This is a genomic window from Streptomyces sp. NPDC031274 (assembly GCF_055570235.1).
In genome coordinates, this window is record NZ_JBVIHP010000010.1 from 92,252 (window position 1) to 110,129 (window position 17,878).

Annotated in this window: 16 protein-coding genes and 2 riboswitches; of the genes, 10 read left to right on the forward strand and 6 right to left on the reverse strand. The window is 70.4% G+C overall.

The features are described 5' to 3' along the window. Nucleotides 1–274 precede the first annotated feature (274 nt). Nucleotides 275–3,130: a beta-L-arabinofuranosidase domain-containing protein gene (locus ACZ5CR_RS17985; protein WP_468858402.1), complete on the forward strand. Its 2,856-nt coding sequence runs from the start codon at nt 275–277 to the stop codon at nt 3,128–3,130. Here ACZ5CR_RS17985 and ACZ5CR_RS17990 read toward each other — a convergent pair. Beyond that, nucleotides 3,118–3,888, reverse strand: coding sequence for a glutathione S-transferase family protein (locus tag ACZ5CR_RS17990; protein ID WP_468858404.1), 771 nt, complete (start codon nt 3,886–3,888; stop codon nt 3,118–3,120). The genes ACZ5CR_RS17985 and ACZ5CR_RS17990 overlap by 13 nt on opposite strands. A 326-nt stretch (nt 3,889–4,214) precedes the next feature. Continuing rightward, nucleotides 4,215–4,359: riboswitch (SAM riboswitch) on the reverse strand. A gap of 180 nt (nt 4,360–4,539) precedes the next feature. Beyond that, nucleotides 4,540–4,653, forward strand: a riboswitch (SAM riboswitch). Nucleotides 4,654–4,701: 48 nt separating this feature from the next. On the opposite strand from ACZ5CR_RS17990, the gene ACZ5CR_RS17995 reads away from it, so the two are divergent. From ACZ5CR_RS17995 to ACZ5CR_RS18010, 4 genes are all read left to right on the forward strand, one after another. Then, nucleotides 4,702–4,854, forward strand: coding sequence for a putative leader peptide (locus tag ACZ5CR_RS17995; protein WP_468858406.1), 153 nt, complete (start codon nt 4,702–4,704; stop codon nt 4,852–4,854). Nucleotides 4,855–4,957: 103 nt separating this feature from the next. Beyond that, nucleotides 4,958–6,211: an LLM class flavin-dependent oxidoreductase gene (locus ACZ5CR_RS18000; protein ID WP_468858408.1), complete on the forward strand. Its 1,254-nt coding sequence runs from the start codon at nt 4,958–4,960 to the stop codon at nt 6,209–6,211. A 17-nt stretch (nt 6,212–6,228) separates the two neighbouring features. Beyond that, nucleotides 6,229–7,662 carry an NtaA/DmoA family FMN-dependent monooxygenase gene (locus ACZ5CR_RS18005; protein WP_468858410.1) on the forward strand — a complete coding sequence of 478 codons (1,434 nt, stop codon included), beginning with the start codon at nt 6,229–6,231 and terminating at the stop codon, nt 7,660–7,662. A 15-nt stretch (nt 7,663–7,677) separates the two neighbouring features. Further along, nucleotides 7,678–8,805 carry an LLM class flavin-dependent oxidoreductase gene (locus ACZ5CR_RS18010; protein WP_468858412.1) on the forward strand — a complete coding sequence of 376 codons (1,128 nt, stop codon included), beginning with the start codon at nt 7,678–7,680 and terminating at the stop codon, nt 8,803–8,805. Nucleotides 8,806–9,104: 299 nt separating this feature from the next. Here ACZ5CR_RS18010 and ACZ5CR_RS18015 read toward each other — a convergent pair whose 3' ends face one another. Continuing rightward, nucleotides 9,105–9,587: a hypothetical protein gene (locus ACZ5CR_RS18015; RefSeq protein WP_468858414.1), complete on the reverse strand. Its 483-nt coding sequence runs from the start codon at nt 9,585–9,587 to the stop codon at nt 9,105–9,107. 313 nt (nt 9,588–9,900) lie between these two features. Here ACZ5CR_RS18015 and ACZ5CR_RS18020 point away from each other — a divergent pair, with 313 nt between their 5' ends. Together ACZ5CR_RS18020 and ACZ5CR_RS18025 are read left to right on the forward strand one after the other, a co-directional pair. Continuing rightward, nucleotides 9,901–11,073, forward strand: coding sequence for a lactate 2-monooxygenase (locus tag ACZ5CR_RS18020; RefSeq protein ID WP_468858416.1), 1,173 nt, complete (start codon nt 9,901–9,903; stop codon nt 11,071–11,073). After that, complete coding sequence (locus ACZ5CR_RS18025; RefSeq protein WP_468858418.1) at nt 11,070–12,047, forward strand: 2-hydroxyacid dehydrogenase; 978 nt, start codon at nt 11,070–11,072, stop codon at nt 12,045–12,047. The genes ACZ5CR_RS18020 and ACZ5CR_RS18025 overlap by 4 nt, the downstream gene beginning before the upstream one ends. A gap of 92 nt (nt 12,048–12,139) precedes the next feature. Here ACZ5CR_RS18025 and ACZ5CR_RS18030 read toward each other — a convergent pair whose 3' ends face one another. The 3 genes from ACZ5CR_RS18030 to ACZ5CR_RS18040 all read right to left on the reverse strand — a co-directional run bounded on the left by ACZ5CR_RS18030 (nt 12,140) and on the right by ACZ5CR_RS18040 (nt 15,231). Further along, a complete protein-coding gene (locus ACZ5CR_RS18030) occupies nt 12,140–12,961 on the reverse strand; it encodes an endonuclease I family protein (RefSeq protein ID WP_468858420.1) in 822 nt (273 codons plus the stop codon). 187 nt (nt 12,962–13,148) lie between these two features. Beyond that, nucleotides 13,149–13,931, reverse strand: coding sequence for a thioesterase family protein (locus ACZ5CR_RS18035; RefSeq protein WP_468858422.1), 783 nt, complete (start codon nt 13,929–13,931; stop codon nt 13,149–13,151). 94 nt (nt 13,932–14,025) lie between these two features. Beyond that, the gene (locus tag ACZ5CR_RS18040; protein ID WP_468858424.1) at nt 14,026–15,231 is read right to left on the reverse strand and encodes an acyl-CoA dehydrogenase family protein; all 1,206 of its coding nucleotides are present in this window, start codon (nt 15,229–15,231) and stop codon (nt 14,026–14,028) included. A gap of 217 nt (nt 15,232–15,448) precedes the next feature. Between ACZ5CR_RS18040 and ACZ5CR_RS18045 the strand changes: the two genes are divergently transcribed. Beyond that, nucleotides 15,449–15,670 carry a hypothetical protein gene (locus ACZ5CR_RS18045; protein WP_468858426.1) on the forward strand — a complete coding sequence of 74 codons (222 nt, stop codon included), beginning with the start codon at nt 15,449–15,451 and terminating at the stop codon, nt 15,668–15,670. Nucleotides 15,671–15,843: 173 nt separating this feature from the next. On the opposite strand, the gene ACZ5CR_RS18050 is transcribed toward ACZ5CR_RS18045, so the two are convergent. Then, nucleotides 15,844–16,302 (reverse strand): RrF2 family transcriptional regulator, encoded by a 459-nt coding sequence (locus ACZ5CR_RS18050; RefSeq protein ID WP_468858428.1) that lies wholly within the window; start codon nt 16,300–16,302, stop codon nt 15,844–15,846. Nucleotides 16,303–16,551: 249 nt separating this feature from the next. Here ACZ5CR_RS18050 and ACZ5CR_RS18055 point away from each other — a divergent pair, with 249 nt between their 5' ends. Together ACZ5CR_RS18055 and ACZ5CR_RS18060 are read left to right on the forward strand one after the other, a co-directional pair. Next, complete coding sequence (locus tag ACZ5CR_RS18055) at nt 16,552–16,629, forward strand: putative leader peptide (protein ID WP_468858810.1); 78 nt, start codon at nt 16,552–16,554, stop codon at nt 16,627–16,629. 154 nt (nt 16,630–16,783) lie between these two features. After that, nucleotides 16,784–17,791, forward strand: a complete 1,008-nt coding sequence (locus tag ACZ5CR_RS18060; protein WP_468858430.1) for a TauD/TfdA dioxygenase family protein — start codon at nt 16,784–16,786, stop codon at nt 17,789–17,791. Nucleotides 17,792–17,878: the final 87 nt, after the last annotated feature.

The following is a 17,878-nucleotide window of genomic DNA, read 5'->3' on the forward strand; positions in this document are numbered from 1 at the left end:
ACCTCTCCCGAAACCCGCCGAGAGGGAGCACCCCCCCCCCCCCCCCCCCCCCCCCCCCCCCCCCCCCCCCCCCCCCCCCCCCCCCCCCCCCCCCCCCCCCCCCCCCCCCCCCCCCCCGGCCTGACCCGCCCGGTGCCGGTCGATGATCGTCGAATCCTGACGGAAGCATTGACGTGCTCTTGCCACGCTCATACTTTTTGGTCGGTAATCCGAACCACGTCCGGCATGTCGAACGTCCGGTATATCGAACGTACAGGTCAGGAATGAGGCGCCCATGGCCCCCGCACCCGCCAGACGAGCCGTCCTTCGCGCCGCAGCTCTCGCGGCGGCGGCACCGGTGATCCCGTCCCTCGCCGCAGGCAGGGCGGCCGCGGCTCCGCGATCCGTGGTCGGCTCCGCGGCCGACGCGAGTGCGCCGACCGCTCTCGCCACCCCGTCCGCCTGGACCGCACAGCCGTTCGCGCTGGGGGACGTGGCACTCCACAAGGGCGTCTTCGCCGCCAAGCGTGCCCTGATGCTCGACCACGGCAGGGGCTATGACGTGGACCGGCTGCTCCAGGTGTTCCGCGCCAACGCGGGGCTCTCCACCCGGGGTGCGGTGGCCCCCGGCGGCTGGGAGGGACTCGACGGCGAGGCGAACGGGAATCTCCGGGGCCACTACACCGGCCACTTCCTCACCATGCTCTCCCAGGCGTACGGCAGCACGGGCGAGAAGGCGTACGCCGACAGGATCCGCTCCATGATCGGGGCGTTGACTGAGGTCAGGGAGGCGCTCCGCCGCGACCCGAGCGTCCTCAGGGTTCCCGGTAAGTTCGGTACGGCCGCGGAGAACGTAAGGGGCTCGCACCAGTACGTGGATCTCCCGGCCGATGTCCTCGGCGGCGCCACGGACGTGACCCTCTCGGCCTGGGTGAAGCCGACCCACGACGCCGACTGGACCCGGATCCTCGACTGCGGCAACGACACGAGCCGCTACCTCTACCTGGCCGCCCGCACCGCGGATGGAGTCCCGCGCTTCGCCATCACGGCGAACGGGCCCGGCGGCGAGCAGGGCGTCAACGGCACCGAGCCACTGGCCCTGAACGAATGGAGCCACGTGGCGGTGACGATCGAGGGCGCCACCGGCACGCTCTACGTCAACGGCCGTGCGGTCGCGGCGAACACCTCGATGACCCTTGATCCGGCCGCGCTCGGCTCCCTGAAGAACAACTGGCTCGGCCGCTCCCACTACGCGGCCGACCCGGTCTTCGCCGGCGCGTTCGACGAGGTCAACTTCTGGTCGCGGGCCCTGACCGCCGCGGAGATCTCGGGGCTCCAGGACGCGCCCGCCGCCGGTTCACCGGCCGGTGCGGGGGACTTGGCGGCGTACGCCTTCGACGAGACCAGCGGCGACTCCTTCGCCGACAGTTCTGGCCACGGCCGACACGCCACCTTGCGCCGCACCTGGGGCGGGCCGAGCCATCCGGGGTTCCTCGCGGCGTACCCGGAGACGCAGTTCATCGCCCTGGAGTCGATGACGAGCGGCGACTACACCAAGGTGTGGGCGCCGTACTACACGGCGCACAAGATCCTGCGCGGTGTCCTCGACGCCTACCTGTACACGGGCGACGAACGAGCGCTCGACCTCGCGTCGGGCATGTGCGACTGGATGCACGCGCGCCTGTCCAAGCTGCACGGGAGCACCCTGCAACGCATGTGGGGCATCTTCTCCAGTGGGGAGTTCGGCGGCATCGTGGAGGCGATCTGCGATCTGTACGCCATCACCGGCCAGGCCGAACACCTCGCCCTGGCCCGCCTCTTCGACCTCGACAGGCTCATCGACGCGTGCGCCGCGGGCGACGACACCCTCGACGGGCTGCACGCCAACCAGCACATCCCCATCTTCACGGGCCTGCTGCGGCTCTACGACGAGACGGCGGAGCGCCGCTACCTCACCGCCGCCAAGAACTTCTGGGGCATGGTCGTACCGACCCGTATGTACGGCATCGGCGGCACGAGCACCGGCGAGTTCTGGAAGGCTCCCGGTGTCATCGCCGGAACGCTCAGCGACACCACCGCCGAAACCTGCTGCGCGCACAACCTGCTCAAGCTGAGCCGGGCGCTGTTCCTCCACGAGCAGGACCCCGCGTACATGGACTACTACGAGCGGGCCCTGTACAACCAGGTCCTCGGTTCGAAGCAGGACAAGGCCGACGCGGAGAAGCCCCTCGTCACGTACTTCATCGGTCTGCTGCCGGGCCACGTGCGTGACTACACGCCCAAGGCGGGCACGACCTGCTGCGAGGGCACGGGCATGGAGAGCGCCACCAAGTACCAGGACTCCGTCTACTTCCAAAAGGCCGACGGCTCCGCCCTGTACGTCAACCTCTACAGCCCCTCCACGCTGACCTGGAAGGAGAAGGGCGTCACGGTCACACAGACCACCGACTACCCGAGGGAACAGGGCACGACGCTCACGGTCCGGGGATCCAGGGCCGCCTTCGATCTACGGCTGCGCGTACCGGCCTGGGCGGGGAGCGGCTTCACCGTGACCGTCAACGGCAAGAAGGTGAAGGCCGATCCGGCGCCCGGCAGCTACTGCTCCCTGTCCCGCACATGGCGGGACGGCGACACCGTCCGGGTTTCCCTCCCCTTCCGGCTACGGGTGGAGAAGACCCCCGACAAGCCGGAAGTCCAGGCCCTGTTCTACGGACCGGTCCATCTCGTGGCCCGCGACAGCGCGAAGACCTACTTCCGGTTCGCTCTCCACGGAAACGCCGCACTCTCCGGCGACCTGCTCCCCAACCTCGAGCCGATAGCCGGCGAACCGCTCCACTACACACTCGACGGCATCCCCCTCGCGCCCTTCTTCGAAGGCACGGAAGACCCGACGCACGCCTACTTCCAGCGGTCCGAACCCAAGGTGGTCTTCGGCACGATCGACTCCGGCGTCGCCAACCCGACGGGGACAGGGGCCGACGGCACGACCCTCCTCGACGAGATCTGGTCGGCCGCTCCCTTCAGGAACAAGAGCGCGTTGGTCCAGCATGTCCAGGCCACCGTGGACTCCTGGGTGGGTGCCGGCCGACTGGGCGCGGGTGACGGCAGGAAGGTGGTGCGCACGGCGAAGGAGGCTTCTTACACGAGGTGATGGGGGTGGTTGGCACAGAAGGCCGGGTGGTCGTCCAGGCGGCGCACATAGGCGCGCACGTGGGGGCGGGAGCGGGCCGCCTCAGCCGCATCCGGGGTGAGGTGGACGAGCCTCGCCCACAAGTCCACGTCCGCTGCCGTGAGTTCGTCGCCCACGAGGTAGGAGTGGGCGGCAAGACGGCAGTCGATCCTGTCCAGTGTCGCGGGGGTGAGCGGCCCGGCGAGCAGCTCGTGCCAGGTGTCGATCCGTGCTGCCAGGGCCGGTCGGCGCAGGACGGGCAGCGGGCCACTGCCGTGTGCGGCAAGGCGGCAGGCCAGGTCGCGCAGGATGTCCGGCGTGTGGTTGCTGACGACGTGACCGCTCCACCGGTCGCACAGGGCCGGAACGGTCAGCGGCCCTTCGAAGTGGTGCTCGGTGGCCTCGTAACAGCGGTGCAGCGAGTCGAGCGCCGCAGTGGTGTGCGGTGCCAGGAGGGTGGTGGTGACCGACTCCCTGAGCCCGAGCAGGTCGAGGGTGATCGAGACGCGCAAGGAGTCCGGACATTCTGCCGAGAGATACAGGTGGTAGCGGTGGGGCGCCGGGTAGAAGCCGCCCGCCACGTCGTCGCCGATGCGGCTGCGGATCGGCGCGGGACGGGCGAAGCGTGGGCCGGTGTCGCGTGGGCCGGTGTCGCGCGGAGAGCATGAATCCGCGGGGGAAGTCGGGTGGGAAGCAGGGCGGGAAACAGTACGGGAACGGTGCGACGTGATCTCGGGCATGGCTCTCCAGGGAGGGGAGGGGCGCCGACCGGCGGCGGCACGCGCGGGGCCGGTGGCACAGCGGGGGAGAGGGGGATCCGTGGCCGCAGAGGGCCGCAGTGATGAGGCTTCTTGTCCGGAGGCGTCGCTGGTGTGTGGACGCTGCGCGGACGTCAGACAGCTGGCACCGAGGCGCTGCACACGCGCAGCAGATCGATGTGAAGGCGTCTGGTCAGGAAGCGAGGGCGGGGCCGGGGCGCGGACAGGGGAGGCCGCTGGATGCTGTTCCCCTCACCGACCGCCCTGGACATGTCCACCAGCCCTGCCGTCGAGGCCCGTCGTACCCGGGGCCGCGCTTGCCCCGCCGCCACGGCGGGACCCGGTCGTCACCCGGGGCACCCCGTCGCGGAGGAAGGGTTGCCCGCCAGCGGGCCGGGGCCGATGACCCGCTCGGGCAGGAACCCTGCCGGGCGGGCGCTGACAATCGTGACCGTCCCCGGAAGTTTGAGTCCGGGTGCCTGTCTCCGTCAAGAAGGCCCGCACCAGGAACAGAAGGAGTGGTCCGGTGGTTGACTTGACGGAGACAGGCGACGAGGCATGTACGACGCTGTGAGAACGCCCATGATCCACGGGCATTGCGCACCGCTACGACCTCACGTAACGTCCCGAGCAGGTTACGAGTGTCAGCGTCAAGCCCTGGCTTGCTGACCGGCAACCCTCCCACGCGGCGGGGTGCTCCAGGTGAGGACCAGGCGGTGCCCGTCCAGGGTTCCGCAAGCGCGAGACCGGCGAGGCTCCAGGCCCGCCGAGTCGGAAGGGGCGGAGGTGACGGACGTGCCAGCTGTGTCAGCCGTACCGCCCCTGTCGCCCGTGCCGCCCGCGCCCGCCCCGCGCGTCATGGTGATCGCCCCGAGCCGCCAGGTGCATCTGTACTCCCGGCCGCACATCGATCTGCAGCGTGTCGCCGGCGCGCTCTGTCGTTCCTGACCCGTCACCCCGCCGCCGCACCCTCGGATCCGAGGGGCCGGTGTTCTCGTACGGTCGCACGGTCGATCAGGAAGGCACACCTTTCGTGTCGTCATCACCTTCGTTGCCCCATTCGCCTCATTCCTCCGCTTCTTCTGCCGACTCTGCCGCCGCGCTGCACCTCGCCGTCGCGCTCGACGGCGCGGGCTGGCACCCGGCCGCCTGGCGCGAACCGGTCGCCCGCCCGGGGGAGTTGCTCACCGCCCGGTACTGGGCCGATCTGGTCACCGAGGCCGAACACGGCCTGCTCGACTTCGTGACGATCGAGGACGGGCTCGGGCTCCAGTCGTCCCACTTCACCGAGCCCGACGGACGCACGGATCAGGTACGCGGGCGGCTCGACGCCGTCCTCATCGCCGCCCGTGTCGCCCCGCTGACCAGCTACATCGGACTCGTGCCGACGGTGGTGGCCACGCACACGGAGCCCTTCCACACATCCAAGGCGATCGCCACGCTCGACTACGTCAGCACGGGCCGCGCGGGCGTACGGGTGCAGGTGTCAGCACGCCGTAACGAGGCCGCGCACTTCGGGCGCCGCACGCTTCCCGCCCTCGATGCCGTCGAGGACCTCGGCAGGCCGGACGTACGGGAACTGACCCTCGACCTCTTCGACGAGGTGGCCGACTACGTCGAAGCCGTGCGTCGGCTCTGGGACAGCTGGGAGGACGACGCGGAGATCAGGGACGTCGCCACCGGCCGCTTCGTCGACCGCGACAAGCTGCACTACATCGACTTCGAGGGCAAGCACTTCAGCGTCAAGGGCCCCTCGATCACCCCACGGCCACCGCAGGGCCGTCCCGTCGTCAGCGCGCTCGCCCACGAGACCCCGACCGAGGCCCCGTTCCGGCTGCTCGGCCGCTCCGCCGACATCGGATACGTCACCCCGCGCGACGCCGGGCACGCACGCGACATCGTCACGGCGGTCCGCGGCGAACAGGAAGCTGCCGGGCGGGCCGACGAGCCCCTCCACCTCTTCGGCGACCTGGTGGTGTTCCTCGACGACGATCCGGCCGCCGCCGTGGCCCGCAGGGAGCGTCTGGACGCCCTCGCGGGACACCCGTACACCAGCGACGCACGTGTGTTCACCGGCACGCCCGCCCAACTGGCCGACTTGCTCCTGGAGTTGAGTCAGTCCGGACTCACCGGGTTCCGGCTGCGCCCCGCCGTCGTCGGCCACGACCTCCCGGCGATCACCCGGGGCCTGGTGCCAGAACTCCAGCGCCGCGGCGCCTTCAGGCACGCGTACGAAGCCGACACCCTGCGCGGTCTCCTCGGCCTCGCCCGCCCCGCAAGCCGCTACGCCGCCGCCACCGCCTGAGCCGGAAGGAACCCGACATGAGCAAGTCACCGGACAAGCCGCTCAAGCAGATCCACCTCGCGGCACACTTCCCCGGCGTCAACAACACCACCGTATGGAGCGACCCCGAGGCCGGGAGTCACATCGAGTTCAGCTCCTTCGCGCACTTCGCACGGACCGCCGAGCGCGCCAAATTCGACTTCCTCTTCCTCGCCGAGGGGCTGCGGCTTCGCGAACAGGGCGGGAAGATATACGACTTGGACGTCGTCGGGCGCCCCGACACGTTCACCGTGCTCACCGCGCTCGCCGCCGTCACCGAACGCCTCGGCCTGACGGGCACCATCAACTCCACCTTCAACGAGCCGTACGAGGTGGCCCGCCAGTTCGCCAGCCTCGACCACCTCTCGGGCGGGCGCGCCGCCTGGAACGTCGTGACCTCCTGGGACGCCTTCACCGGCGAGAACTTCCGGCGCGGCGGGTTCCTGCCGCAGGAGGAGCGGTACTCCAGGGCGAAGGAATTCCTCAGCACGGCGGGCGAGCTCTTCGACTCCTGGCGCGGGGACGAGATCGTCGCCGACCAGGAGGCCGGCACGTTCCTGAGTGACGCCAAGGCGGGCGCCTTCGTCCATCAGGGGCAACACTTCGACATCCAGGGGCAGTTCAACGTCCCGCGCAGTCCACAGGGCCGACCTGTCATCTTCCAGGCCGGTGACTCGGAGGAGGGGCGCGAGTTCGCCGCCGAAGGCGCGGACGCGATCTTCAGCCGGTACAGCACGCTCAAGGAAGGGCAGGCGTTCTACACGGACGTCAAGGGCCGCCTGGCCCGCCACGGCCGCACCCACGACCAGCTGCTCATCCTGCCCGCGGCGACCTTCGTCCTCGGGGACACGGATGCCGAGGCGGAGGAGCTCTCCCGTGAGGTGCGGCGCCGACAGGTCAGCGGCGCCACGGCGATCAAGCACCTGGAGTTCGTCTGGAACCGCGACCTCTCCGCGTACGACCCGGAGGGCCCGCTGCCCGACATCGACCCGGACGTCGGCGAGCACACCATCGCCCGCGGGCGTGCCCAGGTGCGGATGTACCGCGACCCGCTGGCCACCGCTCGGGAGTGGCGCGAGCTCGCGGCCGCGAACAAGTGGTCCATCCGTGACCTCGTCATCGAGACCGGCAGCCGTCAGTCCTTCGTCGGCTCCCCGGCCACCGTCGCCGAGACGATCAACTCCTTCGTCCAGGCCGACGCGAGCGACGGCTTCATCCTCGTTCCGCACATCACCCCCGGCGGCCTCGACGCCTTCGCCGACACCGTGGTCCCGCTGCTCCAGGAACGCGGCGTCTTCCGCACGGAGTACGAGGGCACCACCCTGCGCGACCACCTCGGCCTGGCTCACCCCGACGCCGACGCGGACGCCGGGGTGCGCTTCCCCCAACCCGCTTCCGTACCCACACCCGTGCCCGCGTCGGCCGACCACTGAGGAGGATCACCGCCCATGTCAGACATCCCGCTCAGCGTCCTCGACCTGGTACCGATCTCGTCCGGCTCCTCCGCGACCGTGGCGCTGCGCAACTCCATCGACCTGGCCCGGCAGACCGAGCGTTTCGGGTACGCCCGCTACTGGTTCGCCGAGCACCACCTCAACCCGGGTGTGGCGGGCACCTCACCCGCGGTCGTCCTCGCCCTGACCGCCGCCGCGACCTCGACGATCCGGCTCGGGGCGGGAGCAGTGCAGCTCGGTCACCGCACCGCGCTCTCCACGGTCGAGGAGTTCGGCCTGATCGACGCGCTGCATCCCGGGCGCCTCGACCTGGGCCTCGGCCGCTCAGGCGGCCGACCGCCCGGAACGCCCGCCGCCGCGCCGCCGACCGCCACCCCCGTCGTCGACGGCCGTGCCCCCAACGGGCTGCGGATCCCGGCACGCTTCTCCTACGAGCACCTGCTCGGCTCACCCCGCGTCGCCCTCCAGCGCAAGCTGCTCCAGCAGCCGCACGCCGAGGCGCAGGACTACGGGGAGCAGGTCGACGACATCCTGGCGCTTCTCGCCGGAACATATCGCTCCGACGACGGCATCGAAGCGCATGTCGTGCCCGGTGAGGGCGCCGACATCCAGGTGTGGATCCTGGGCAGCAGCGGCGGCCAGAGTGCGGACGTCGCCGGTCGGGGCGGCCTGCCCTTCGCCGCGAACTACCACGTCAGTCCTGGCACGGTGCTCGAGGCCGCGGAGGGCTACCGCGCCGCGTTCAAGCCCTCCGACGTACTCGACAAGCCCTATGTCAGCGTCTCCGCGGACGTCGTCGTCGCCGAGGACGACGAGACAGCACGCGAACTCGCCGCGGGTTACGGCCCATGGGTCCGCAGCATCCGCACGGCCGAGGGCGCCATCCAGTACCCGACGCCGGAAGAGGCGCGCCGCCACAACTGGACCGACGCGGACCGGGCACTGGTCCAGGACCGCACCGAGACCCAGTTCACGGGTTCTCCCGGACGCGTGGCGGATCTCCTGGAACAGCTCCAAGAAGCCACTGGGGCGGACGAGTTGCTCATCACCACCATCACCCACGGTCACGCCGACCGGGTGCGCTCCTACGAACTGCTCGCCGAGGAGTGGCGCCGCAGGTGACCTGTCCGTCCGCCGGGCGCTCCCACGTCCGGCGGACGGACTGACAGGGACAGAGAAGGCCATCGACAAGGTCCCGGGCCGGTCGGCCTTCGAGCAGGACATCGCTGTGAAGGAGCTGTCCCGTGCCGCGGGCTGAGACCGGGGTCGGCCCCGGCTGACATCGAACTGCCCGACAACGAACTGCTGGTACCCGTCACGTATTTCAAGTGCGCGGTATTCCCGCCGCACGCAGGCCCTGGGGGCGAGCCTCAGCTCCCGTCCGGAGTCGGTGGGCGTCCGGCCGGGATGAAGGCGACCACTTAGTCCTCGAACCCTTCATGCAGGCCCCACTCTTCGCGGGCCATAGCGGCTTCGTGTCTGGCTCGGGAGTCTTGGCGTCCCCTGGCGTAGACGTGGACGGTGTAGACCGTGGCCGGGTCGAGCTGTAGGGCTGGGGCGTATCCGTGGGCACCTGGAAGCCAGCCCGCAGCTGGTGTGGCAGGGCCTGTGGTGGGGCCGGACATGCTCATCCGCCCGCCTGAAATCGGTACGTAGGGCCAGGTGCCGAGTAACTGCCATTCCTCCGGCTGTTGGACCGGCTCGGCCTCGGTGAGTATGAGGGTCACCCAGGCGTCGTGGGACTGCACGCAGCTGACGACAGTGAGCTGGCCGGGGGCGATGATCACAGGCTTGTCGGTGCGGAAGTCAGGTGTCCGGTCGCCACCCTCCCACTCGGTCTCGATGTCCTCGTGGATGTAGAAGTGCGAGTACTCGATGCTGACAACGCCGCTCACCATGTCCATCTCTGGACCGTACGTCGCCGTCACACTGGAGCTGATCCTGCCTCAGCCGTGATGCGTATGGGTTGGAGCGCTGCTCGTGACGGCGGGGGCGGGGTTCGCCGGTCTTGGAAACGCGTCCGACGCCGACCGCCTCGCTCCCCGTCTCGACGAGGCGGGGAGCGGCCAGGATCTTCTGCCGGACGCGTTCCCGCTCGGGTACGACCATGGACGGGGCTTGTCACTGTCCTACCAGTGTGGCAAGGATCGTCGGGTGGACAGTGCTCTCTGACGCTGCCTCGTGCAGTCTCAACGGATACCGGACGGGACCCCTCACATGACGACGCCGAACTGGGCGGACTTCCAGTACGAGATCTATCTCAACGGCATGACGGGTGCCGTGCCCCGACTGCCCACCGACCTGACCCGCCTCGAGGAGCTGACCGAGCAGCGGCTCGGTCCGGGCCCCGTCGGCTATGTCTCCGGCAGCGCGGGCAACGGCAGCACCGCCCGCGCCAACCGCGCGGCACTTGAGCGGCGTCGGATCGTGCCGCGCATGCTGCGGGACGTACACGAACGCGATCTGTCCGTGGAGGTGCTCGGCCACCGGCTGCCCGCGCCGCTCGCTCTCGCCCCCGTCGGCGTTCTGTCGATCATGCACCCGGAGAGCGAGTCCGCCGCCGCCCGCGCGGCAGCGGCCCGCGGCGTCCCGTACATCCTGTCCTCGGCCTCCAGCACGCCCATGGAGCAGGTCGCCAAGGAGATGGGGGACGCGCAGCGCTGGTTCCAGCTGTACTGGGCCAAGGACCGCGACGTCACCAAGAGCTTCCTGGACCGTGCGAAGGCCTCGGGCTTCACCGCGCTCGTCGTCACGCTCGACACTCCGCTCCTCGCCTGGCGGCCGCGCGACCTCGACCAGGCGTATCTGCCCTTCCTGCACGGCGTGGGCACCGCCAACTACTTCAGCGACCCGGCGTTCCAGGCGGGCCTCGCCAAGCCGGTGCACGAGGACCCGAACGCGGCCGTGATGCACTTCGTCGGCATGTTCGCCGACCCCGCGAAGACCTGGCCGGACCTGGCGTTCCTGCGCGAGAACTGGGACGGCCCGATCGTGCTCAAGGGCGTCCTGCACCCGGACGACGCGCGCCGCGCCGCCGACGCGGGCATGGACGGAGTGGTGGTCTCCAACCACGGCGGCCGCCAGGTCGCGGGCTCCGTCGCGGCCGCCGACGCCCTGCCCCGCGTCGTGGCGGCGGTCGGCGACCGGCTCAGCGTCCTGTTCGACAGCGGCATCCGCACCGGCGACGACATCTTCAAGGCGCTCGCCCTCGGCGCCCGGGCCGTGCTCGTGGGACGGCCGTACGCCTATGGGCTCGGCCTCGACGGCCAGGCGGGCGTCGACCACGTGATCCGCTGTCTGCTCGCCGAACTCGACCTCACCCTCGCCCTGTCCGGACACGCGGGGCCCGCCACCCTCACCCCCGACGATCTGATCGAGGAGACCGCATGAGCGCCGTGAAGAACGTCCTGGCCATCGTCTCGCCCCACGTGGGCGGCCGCGCGGCGGGAGCCGCTCTCGCCGGGCTGCTTCCCGCGTCGGCGCACGTCACCGTCGTCGAGTCGGCCGACGAGGATCCCGCCGCCCTGCGCGCGGCGCACGTCATCGTCACCGGCCTCGCGCCCGTCACCGCCGAGCACATCGCCGCGGCGCCGGACCTCGAAGTCGTCCAGTGCGCGAGCCACGGCTTCGACTACGTCGACGTGGACGCGGCGCGCGCACGCGGCATCCACGTCTGCTCGATCGGCTCGAGCGGCGCCGAGAAGCAGAACGTCGCCGAGCAGACGTTCGCTCTCATGCTCGCCCTCGCCAAGCAGCTGATCCCGGCGCACACCGCCCTCACCGCGGCCGACTGGGCGCTGCCCCGCCTCCAGCAGTCCATCACCGAGCTCTCCGGCAAGACGCTGGGAATCGTCGGACTCGGCCACATCGGCGAGGAAGTCGCCCGCCGCGCGGTCGTGTTCGACATGAGCGTCGTCTACGCCGGGCCGAGGCGGGCGGCAGCGGGGAAGGAGGCCCGCCTCGGCGGCGCACGCCATGTCGAACTCGACGAACTGCTCCGCACGTCCGACTACGTCTCGCTGCACGCCCCGCTCACGGAGGAGACCCGCAACCTCCTGGACGCCGAACGCCTCGCCCTCCTGAAGCCGACGGCGTTCGTCATCAACACCTCGCGGGGCGCACTCATCGACCAGGACGCCCTCGCCGACGCGCTGACGGCCGGCACGCTGGCGGGGGCGGGCATCGACGTCTTCGACCCCGAGCCGCCCACCGCGGCCCTGCGCCTGCTGAAGGCGCCGAACGTGGTGCTCTCACCGCATGTCGCGGGCGTCACCCGCGAGACGCTCGTGCGCATCGGCCTCGCGGCGATCCAGAACGTCGCAGGACACCTGGAGGGCAAGCCGCTCGGCGACATCGTCTCCTGACGTCCTGACGTCCTGTCGGCCATGGGTTTCACGCGTTGTGGCAGCGCCCGAGGAGGGCGCTGCCACAATCTGCCTGAACTGCGGGCCGTGATCTACCAGATCGATCCGACCCACTCGGGGTGGTCGACGAACGGGTTCCGGTTGTGCTGGAACTTGTCGTAGATGACCTGGTTGCGGTTCTTCTCGAACGTGTCCGGCGGGTCCTCGTCGCTCCACTGCTTCAGTACGGACAGGCGCCCGATCGCGGGGGCGCTGCCGTTGGAGACCTTGTCGTTGGGCTCCAGGTCGGCGAAGCCGTCCTCGCCGTCGTAGCGCACGGCCATGTAGAGGATCATGCGGGCCACGTCGCCCTTGACGGCGTCACGGGGCTCGAAGGAGTCGGAGTCGGTGTTGTTGCCCGGCGCCTCACCGACGGCACTGCCGCCGTTGTCGAAGTCCTTGTTGCCGCGGACGCTGTTGACCGAGACATCCTCAGGGCGCAGGTGGTGGATGTCGGTGCCGGGACCGGTCGAGGTGCCGAAGTCGCCGTGGGACTTGGCCCACACGTGCTCGCGGTTCCACTGGTCCGGGTCGCCGCCGTTGCTGTCCTTGCTCTGCGAGCGGCCGGTGTAGAGCAGGATCACGTTGCTGCTGTTGTCCGGGTCCTGATCGGTGACCTTGAGCGCGTCCCAGACCTGGCTGTACGACAGTTTGGTCTGGTCGCTGATGATCGTGTGCAGGGCGCTCTTCAGCTCCGGACCGGTCTTGCCGAGCGCGTCCTTGTAGTACGTGTCGTCATAGGCGCCGACGGATGCGGCGGACGGCGTGGGGGCCGTGGTCGCGGCGTCGGCTGCGGCGGGGACGGTGATCCCGACGAGGAGCGCGGCGGCCGTCATGGCCAGTGGTTTCCAGCGACGTATGTGAGGGACGGGCATGTGGGGGTGTCCTCTCCCGGAGGCTCGCGCACCGCGGATCCCTCCAACAGGACCCGCGTTCTACGCGAGTTGACAAGTGGGTAAACCGGAGAGTGGCACGGGTGGGCGCATCACTGTATGAACGTTGTGCGTCGAGTCTGTGACGATGTCATGGACGCGACATGCGGGGCGAAGGAGGGCATCTCCCCTACAGGGGGCGGACGGTGAGGATCTGCTGTGCGTGTCCGACGGGGCCGTTGACGTCGTGCAGGACGGTGCTGGTGATGCCCTGGCCGGTCGGTCCGAAGGTCACTGTGGTGTCGAGTCCGGTCCAGCGCCCTTCAGGCTGCCGGTGGAGGTGCACGGTGAGGTCGACGTTGGGGAACATCCAGGCGGTGGGCGACTGGCGGACGGCGATGCCGTTGGCGGTGTCGACGAGTGCGATGTAGGACGCCAGCGGGCTCGCGCTCTGCCCGGCGACGAGGTCGAGGCCGGTGGAGATCCACGCCGTCGTACGGCCCGGCTGCGGGGGCGCGAGCGGGCGGACGTCCAGCGAGGCGATGTATCCGCCGGGCCACACGGAGGCCATGTGCCACTGCGTCAGCGCATCCGGCGGCGTGAGCCTGTCGGCACCGCCGCCCGCGACGGCGCTGGTGTCACCGGACACGAGGAGCCAGGCCCTGGCTCGCACCACCGGACGGCCGGCCATCAGCACGACGGCCTCGACCAGTTCGATGGTGCGGCCGGGACGGACGGTCTCCACCCGGATCTCGCACTCGTCGAGGGCGAGGCGCCCGAGGATGTCGAAGCTGATCCGGGCCAGGACCAGGCCACTGTCCGGCTGAGTGGCCAGGTGCCGGTCGATGGCGTGCACGATGAGGCCGCCGAGCGGGCTGAAGTGCTGTTCGTCGATGTCCCAGGCGCCGCCTGCGTGGGGCGTGGGCTTGTAGCGGTGCTCGTCGATGGGCTCGTAATAGCTGCCGGTGTCCAACGGAGGCTTCCCTCTCGGCCTTGCGGATGCGGAATCCCAGTATCCGAAGATCGTACGGGCCGGAGAAGGCCGCGGAGAGAGCGAGCCCGGACGGCTATTGAAGCCCGTTGAGGTAGTGCTCGCCGATGTCGCGCAAGCGGTGCGCGGCGGAGCCGTGGGCCGTCAGGGCGCGGGCGTTGCGCCAGAACCTGTCGAGGCCGGGGTCGGTCGAAGGAGGGGGCGCGTCGGCGGTGACTTCGAGGATGCGGGTGGTGATGTGCAGAGCGGCCTGGGCCGTGACCGCTTCGGCCGCGCCCACGAGGAACGCGATGTCGGCCCGCTCGTCGGCGCCGAGCGCGGGGCCGGTCCCAAGCCCCTGGGCCAACGCCTCCGTCGCGCGTTCCACCACTGCCGCCGCACTGTGCGCGGCTGTGGCCAACTCTCCGTAGGCGAGCAGCAGATAGGGGTCCGTGGGCGGTCGCCCGCAGTCGCCGCCGGTGTCGAGCGCGGCCGGCGGGTCGGTGCGGGGCAGGGCGCGACTGATGTCCCGCGCCTCGGCCAGGGCACCCTCCGCGTTGCCCAGGCCGACCTGGACGAGAAGGAGGCGGCGGGTCAGTGGGGCGAGCGCGGTGAACGGCGAGATCTCGTGCTCGTCGACGGGAACCGTGCCGAGCACTTGGTCCGCCGGTACCGGTACGTCGTCGTAGCTGACGCCGCCCGCGCCGCTGAGGCGCTGCCCGAGCGGGTCGTGCGCGGGTTCCGTGGAGACGCCGGGGTGGGCGGGGTTCACCTGGACGACCACCCATTCACCGGTGTCCGTCCGCCGCGCCGTATGGACGAGCCGGTCAGCGACGGCGACACCCGCGGTCAGGGGGCGGCGCCCGTGCAGGACGTATCCGTCGGTGGTCGGCGTGAGGGCGAGGTCGGTGCCCGTCTGCGCGTCCGGCAGTTCGATGTCACCGCCGTAGAGCCACTGCTCGTGCACGGCGCGAAGTTCGAGCGCGGCGGCGTCCTCCGGTGCGGCGAAGAGGCGGGGGCTCCACGACAGGGCGTGGTGGTGTGCGAGGAGTTCGGCGATGGAGCTGTCCGCCGCAGCGATGTCCCTGACCGCCGTACAGGCCATGCGCCAGTCGCTGCCCCGGCCGCCCTGGCTGTCCTGGCCGGACGGCGTCAGGAGCGCGGGCAGTCCCGCCTCGCGCAGCCGCGAGACCTCGTCGAACGGGGGCTTGCCCGCCCGGTCGCGCAGGTCCGCGTCGACGGCGAGGTCATCGGCGAGTTCCCGGACGACGCGCGGCGAGGCGGAGGGGATCAGCGTTGTCACGGGGACGCCTCACAGATTCCTAGTTTCCCTACCTGATTGATAGGAATAGTGTGCTCGAACTCCTGCCGCGGCAAGGGGGTGTTCAACGGGCGGACGGCTGCGTCTCGCCCTGTGGGATCTCAAGGGTTGGTCAGTCACGGGCCGCTCCTGCCGATCGCCCCGCTGCCGCACCGAAATTCGGTTACGGAACCACAGCCCGGATGCCTAGCATCGGGACATGCCAAGACCTTCCGGGTTCACCTACGAGCAGCGTCCCGACGCCGGCGTCACGATCACCCACCACGGCCGTGCGGCCGGCACGCTGCGAGGCGCGCGCGCCGAGAAGTTCCTCGCCGAGGTCGAGTCGGGCGACGCCCAACTGGTGATGGCCCGCTGGACAGGTGCGTACAAGCACGGCAATGAGCGCACGGCGCGCGATCACCCGCGGAACCGGCGTTGATCGAGCAGATGGGGGACGCTGACGGCTCCTTGCGGTAGGTCGCCGTGATGTCCCGCTCCAACCCGTTCGTGGGCGTGCGCCACGAAGGAGCGAGCGCGGTCTTCACCAACGACTGGGGGAACCAGTTGGTCCTCGACCTCACCCGGCCCGCGCTCGCCTGAAGGGCTCGGGGGCTAAGGGTTCGTCCAGGCCGCGGGGTCCGCGGCGAGCTCGGTGACGGGGTTCGGCAGTTCGGCGCCCGCGACATCGGCCAGGGACACGCCCTCGAGGATCTGGCGGACATTCGCCCGCAACGCGATCCACAGCGGCAGCAGCGATTCCGCGGGCCCGCTGTAGGCCAGCTCGGGAGGTCGGACGCCGCGCACCGACACGAGCGGGCCCTCCACGACGCGGATGACGTCGGCGATGCTGATGCTGCCCGCGGACCGGGCCAGGCGGTAGCCGCCGTTGCCGCCGCGCTGGCTGAGGACGAGACCGCCGCGCCGCATGTCGTTGAGGATGCCTTCGAGGAACTTGTGCGGGATGTCCTGGGCCTCAGCGATGGCCTCGGCCTTCAGCGGCCCGTCGTCCTGGCACGCGGCGAGTTGCAGCGCGGCACGTACCGCGTAGTCCGCCCTGGCTGAGATCCGCATGGCCGCATTATGCTGCACCGTCCTGAACGGAACGTATCGCCCCTGGTCATGGAGTGATGTCGCCGAGATCCGACCGGCGAGTGACCCGTCGGGCCGCGCGGACCTCGGTCAGATACTCCGGAGCGCGGCGAGATGCCCCGGGGGTGAGAGAGCCGCCCGGCGCACCGGGCTCATTGCAGGGTCGTGAAGCGGGCGGGGAAGGTCTTGCCCCGCTTTCGGCGGGCGACCATGCTCCTGGACATGACCGCGATGACCTTTCTCGTCCCGCGGCTCCACGTGGACCTGGGCCGCCTCGCCTCCGCGGCGTGTCGTCCGCGCGTGGCCTGACCGCCGCCCGCGCCTCTCGCCGGGCTGTCACCACTGCCGCTGACGCCCGGTCAGCCGGGCGTCCCCTCTCCTCTCGCCCTGCCCTCTCTCCCTCGCGTCCTCAGGCCTCATCTCGGCCGGACAGCGATGTCATCCACCGAAGGGATCTCACCCCATGACGTCCGCACCCGCCCCCGCACTGGAGACCCCCACCCTCACCGTCCAGAAAGTAGGCGGCCGGATCGGCGCCGTCCTCTCCGGAATTCGCCTCGGCGGTGACCTGGACGAGGCGACCGTGGCCGCCGTGCGCGCCGCGCTGCTCGAGCACAAGGTCGTCTTCTTCCGCGACCAGCAGCACCTCGACGGAGAGAGCCACGAGGCCTTCGCCCGCTTGCTCGGCACTCCCGTCGCCCATCCCACCGTGCCGTCCGTGGACGGCCGTTACGCCCTCGGCATCGACAACGAACACGGCGGCCGCGCCAATCAGTGGCACACCGACGTCACGTTCGTGCCCGCCTACCCGGCCTTCTCCATCTTGCGCGCCGAGGTCATCCCGCCGTACGGCGGGAACACCCTGTGGTCCAACACGGCGGCCGCGTACAAGGACCTGCCCGAGCCGCTCCGGGTGCTCGCCGACAGTGTGCGCGGTGTGCACACCAACGACTACGACTACGCGGCATCGCGCCCCGGCGCCTCCTCCGCCGCGCTCGACCAGCACCGGAAGGTGTTCACCGCGGTCACGTTCCGGACCGAGCACCCCGTGGTCCGCGTCCACCCCGAGACCGGTGAACGCACCCTGATCCTGGGCAACTTCCTGCAGAAGCTGAGCGGCTTCCGTGCCGCCGACTCCCGCGCCCTGATCGGCGTACTCCAGTCGCACGTGGAGCGGCCGGAGAACACGGTCCGCTGGCAGTGGCGCGCGGGTGACGTCGCCATCTGGGACAACCGGGCCACACAGCACTACGGAGTCGACGACTCCGACGACCACGAGCGCACCCTGCGCCGCGTCACCATCGACGGCGACGTGCCGGTCGGCGTCGACGGCCGCCGCTCGGTGCTGCTCGCCCCGGACGCGGTGCCGGAGCCCGTTCACGGGATCGCCTCCGGCGCCTCCACCGACGGCGCGGTCGCGGAGGGGGACCTCGGTGTCCCCTTCGGCGACGATTCGGCACGCCTTCAATAAACCTGCACATCGAATGCGCAGCGCAGTCACGCTATTCGGCGAATACTCCACACCGAGTCTTGTGCATTGACCACAGAACTCGCGCTT

Excerpts from the sequence above, each read along its gene's own strand:
- ACZ5CR_RS18050 (WP_468858428.1), bottom strand. The coding sequence starts at position 16,302 with ATGCGGATCTCAGCCAGGGCGGACTACGCGGTACGTGCCGCGCTGCAA.
- ACZ5CR_RS18060 (WP_468858430.1), top strand. The coding sequence starts at position 16,784 with ATGACGTCCGCACCCGCCCCCGCACTGGAGACCCCCACCCTCACCGTC.
- ACZ5CR_RS18005 (WP_468858410.1), top strand. The coding sequence starts at position 6,229 with ATGAGCAAGTCACCGGACAAGCCGCTCAAGCAGATCCACCTCGCGGCA.
- ACZ5CR_RS18020 (WP_468858416.1), top strand. The coding sequence starts at position 9,901 with ATGACGACGCCGAACTGGGCGGACTTCCAGTACGAGATCTATCTCAAC.
- ACZ5CR_RS18055 (WP_468858810.1), top strand. The coding sequence starts at position 16,552 with ATGACCTTTCTCGTCCCGCGGCTCCACGTGGACCTGGGCCGCCTCGCC.
- ACZ5CR_RS18015 (WP_468858414.1), bottom strand. The coding sequence starts at position 9,587 with ATGGACATGGTGAGCGGCGTTGTCAGCATCGAGTACTCGCACTTCTAC.
- ACZ5CR_RS18045 (WP_468858426.1), top strand. The coding sequence starts at position 15,449 with ATGCCAAGACCTTCCGGGTTCACCTACGAGCAGCGTCCCGACGCCGGC.
- ACZ5CR_RS18010 (WP_468858412.1), top strand. The coding sequence starts at position 7,678 with ATGTCAGACATCCCGCTCAGCGTCCTCGACCTGGTACCGATCTCGTCC.
- ACZ5CR_RS17985 (WP_468858402.1), top strand. The coding sequence starts at position 275 with ATGGCCCCCGCACCCGCCAGACGAGCCGTCCTTCGCGCCGCAGCTCTC.
- ACZ5CR_RS18025 (WP_468858418.1), top strand. The coding sequence starts at position 11,070 with ATGAGCGCCGTGAAGAACGTCCTGGCCATCGTCTCGCCCCACGTGGGC.
- ACZ5CR_RS17990 (WP_468858404.1), bottom strand. The coding sequence starts at position 3,888 with ATGCCCGAGATCACGTCGCACCGTTCCCGTACTGTTTCCCGCCCTGCT.
- ACZ5CR_RS18030 (WP_468858420.1), bottom strand. The coding sequence starts at position 12,961 with ATGCCCGTCCCTCACATACGTCGCTGGAAACCACTGGCCATGACGGCC.